The organism is Chloroflexota bacterium (assembly GCA_013152435.1).
Taxonomy (GTDB): Bacteria; Chloroflexota; Anaerolineae; order DUEN01; family DUEN01; genus DUEN01.
Window position 1 is genome coordinate 1 of sequence record JAADGJ010000077.1, and the last position, 3,758, is coordinate 3,758.

Below are 3,758 nucleotides of genomic sequence, written 5' to 3' on the forward strand. Positions count from 1 at the left end.
CGCAGCGGAGCTGCGCCGCCGCCACCACCCACCCCCAGGTCCCCCCTCCCAGCGAAGCGGATTGGGGAGGGGGGACGACAGGGGGGTGGGGTACGTCTGGCCACGTTGTATGCTGGAGGAAACCGAGAAGATGCGTATACAGACACGACACCTTGCCTCGTCCCTGCAGGCGCCATGTATGCCAATATGAACGTTGGACTTTGAAAAGGTCCTGCTATAGGAGCGCGAGCACTTGACAGCCCAACGCAAAGGTGCTACACTTTTGGTGCTTCCTCTTCTCTGATGTGAATCCGTTGGATGGTTCCATCTCGATCGCCTCATTCGATCGATTTCACTCATCCCGTGCAGGGGCATGATTCTCCGGTGAGGAGATTCTCTTTGAGGGGATGGTTGCAACAGTCGCATGGGCAGGCAGAGCAAGGCGTTGGTGATCTTCACCACGTCGCTCTGCCTGTTGTTTTTTGCGCTCCATTGCCGGGCGCTAAAGAAAGGAGGTGATCAAGCCGGAGACGACGCAATGTGGGACGGGGTCGCATTATGCCGATCCGATCCTGTGATGGAAACCTTCCCGTATGCATCCTGATGTTGCCTCTTGTCGGCAGCGGAGCGGATGCGGGCATGGCAGATCATCTTTCTCCATGCCTTCAGTGAGCGGTAAAGTGGCACACATCTTTCGCTTAGGAGGGAATCTGATGGCCAGAAGAAGGCTCACACGACGGGAGTTTTTGCGTCTATCGGCGACCGCTGCGGCTGGTGTCGTGGCTGCGAGCTGTGCTCCTCAGCCAACTCCTGAGGCCGCTCCGGAGGCGCCAGCTGTAGAGGAGAAGAAGGAAGAAGCGCCGGCTGCCGCCCCTGCAGAGGAGATCCATGAGGCTCCCATGCTGCACGAGCTGGTCCAGCAGGGCAAGCTGCCCCCTCTGGAGGAGCGCATCCCCGCAGAGCCGCTGGTGATCGAGCCGTTTGAGACCATCGGCAAGTACGGCGGGACCTGGCACCGGTATGACACGTCCTCGTCCGGCTCCCATGTGGCCATGGCCATGTACGGGTACTCCCTGGTTCACTGGGTCAAGGACGGCCTGGGCAAGCGCGGTGGCTTGGCCAAGAGCTGGGATTACAACGAGGACAAGACGGAGTGGACCTTCTACTTCCGCAAGGGCACCAAGTGGTCGGACGGGGAACCGTTCACCGTGGACGACATCCTCTTCTGGTGGGAGGACATGGTGCTCAACCCCGAGCATCCGGATAGCCCGCCCGACTGGGCCATCGCCGGCGGCAAGACCATGGAGCTGGAGAAGATCGACGATTACACCCTCAAGTTCAAGTTCGCCGCTCCGGCCCCGCTCCTGGCCGATCGCCTGGCCATGTGGCCCAACGGCGTCATCGCAGAGAAGGTGGTCGTCCCCAAGCACTACCTGATCCAGTTCCACCCCGACTACTCGGATGAGTACGACACCTTCGAGACCTTCGACGAGAAGCTGGACTGGCGGGTCAACCCGGAGTGCCCCGTGTTGAACCCGTGGATGCCGGTCAAGTACGAGCCGGGCGCCCGATTGATCATGGAGCGGAACCCGTACTACTACGCCGTGGACACGGCGGGGAACCAGCTTCCTTACATCGATCGCGTCGAGGTGACCTATGTGGAGAGCCTGGAGGTCTCCAAGCTGAAGGTCATCGCCGGCGAGCAGGAGTTCTGCGGCCGCCCGTGCAAGTACCAGCCGTTGAGCGAGCTGTCCCTCTTCAAGCAGAATGAGGACAAGGGCAACTACCGCACCTTCCTGTGGGACGGCGGCTCCGGCACCGGCTCCGTGTACTATCCCAACTGGAACCATCCGGATCCGGAGAAGCAGGCCGTCTATCGGGACAAGCGCTTCCGCCGGGCCCTCTCCCATGCCATCGATCGCCCCAAGATCCAGAAGGTGGTCTACTTCGGCACGGGCTTCCCGACCACCGGTACCCTGAGCCCCAAGGCGATCGAGTACAATCGCACGGAGGAGGGGAAGAAGCTGTTCGAGCAGTGGCGTGACCTGGCGGTGGAGTATGATCCCGAGAAGGCCAAGGCCCTGCTGGATGAGATGGGGGTGGTCGATCAGGATGGCGACGGCTATCGAGAGCTGCCCAGCGGCAAGAAGCTGGAGCTGCGCATCGATATGAGCGCCGAGGCCTCCCGCGAGTACAGCCTGTGCTCGGAGATCGTCAAGGAGAACTGGGAGGCGGTCGGTCTGAAGACCATCCTGAACCCGGTGCCCGGCGAGCAGTTGGGCGTCCTGGAGACCAGCGCCGAGTTCGACATCCGCAATAGCTGGGAGGTCGGAGACGGCCCCAACCACCTGGTGTACCCGCAGTGGTTCGTGCCTATCGGGAATCAGCGCTGGGCGCCGCTGTACGGGGCCTGGTACTCCGTGAAGGGCACGGACAAGGAGGGCACCGAGCTGGACAAGGATCCCCGGGATCGAACGCCGCCGCGCGACGAGCCGCCGGCGGATGGGCCTGTCGCCCGCCTGCAGGCGCTGTATGACAAGGCCAAGATCGAGCCCGACGATGAGAAGCGGGAGCAGCTGGTCTTCGAGATGATGAAGATCCACATCGAGGAAGGCCCCTTCTTCATCGGGACGGTGGCCAACATCCCGACCATCGTCGTGGCCAAGAAGAACGTGGGGAACGTGCCCACACGAGAGCAGCTGGGGCTGGGCGGCTTCACCAACCCGTGGATCATGGTCTACTTCGGCGCTGTCTACCCCGAGCAGTTCTTCTTCAAGGACATCTAAGCCGACAGGCTGAAGCGGAGCAATGGGGAGGGGGAAATCCTCTCCCCATTGTTACAAAAGCCCCTGAGTGCGTGTCTGAGGAGCCCTGTTGCTCCTGTTACGGGGAGACCTGGAGGGGCGAAGCCCCTCCGGAAAGAGCCCTTCTTCCGCCTTCGACCTGCCCGGCCTCGGCTCAGGTCCTTCGGGAAGGGCCGAGAAAGGCAGGTGCAGGCCGGAAAAGTGGGGTTTCTGTGGAGGGGAGTTCCTCTCCACACCTCCCCCTGCAGAGCTGGTATCTGAGGGAGCTCCTCAGGGCATGTTTGAGAAATGCCGTTGCCCCTACTATGGGGAGGTCCGGAGGGGCGAAGCCCCTCCGGAAAGAGTCCATCTTCCGCCTTCGACCTGCCCGGCCTCGGCTCAGGTCCTTCGGGAAGGGCCGAGAAAGGCAGGTGCAGGTCGGAAAAGTGGGGTTCCCATGGAGAGGGGGACTCTCCACACCAAATTTTCAGATACGCTCTCAGACGCGCATTCAGGTCATAAGCGAGGCTGTGGGTTGAGGCGGGCTTCTTGCCCGCCGTCTGGTGTCCAGTGAATCAGGAGAGGATGGTTTCGGCGAGTTCTTCCAAGTGGGCCGGTCTGAACGGCGTGGAGAGTTAGACCAATGGCTGCATACCTTGCTCGACGTTTCCTTTATATGATCACGACGTTGTTCTTCGTTTCCATCATCGGCTTTATCATCATCAACCTGCCTCCCGGGACTTATCTGGATGTGTATAGAGCCCAGCGGCAGATGCAGGGGACCAGCACGGCGAAGGAGGAGATCGAGGCGCTCAAGCGGCGGTACGCGCTCGATCGGCCGCTGTACGTGCAGTACTGGAAGTGGATCTCGGGCTTTGTGCGTGGTGACTTCGGGCGCTCCTTCGAGTACAACCGGGAGGTGAGCGACCTGATCTGGGAGCGATTGGGATACACAGCGCTCATCTCCTTCTCCACATTGCTCTTCACCTGGATGGT

General features: G+C 61.3%; 1 protein-coding gene and 1 pseudogene (1 of these 2 running past the window's edge). Both read left to right on the top strand.

Annotation, left to right across the window (positions count from 1 at the left end; genetic code table 11):
* Positions 1 to 692: 692 nt before the first annotated feature.
* Positions 693 to 2,765 carry an ABC transporter substrate-binding protein gene (locus GXP39_11415; protein ID NOZ28646.1) on the top strand — a complete coding sequence of 691 codons (2,073 nt, stop codon included), beginning with the start codon at positions 693 to 695 and terminating at the stop codon, positions 2,763 to 2,765.
* A 640-nt stretch (positions 2,766 to 3,405) separates the two neighbouring features.
* Positions 3,406 to 3,758: pseudogene (locus GXP39_11420) on the top strand (ABC transporter permease); it runs 628 nt beyond the window's last position.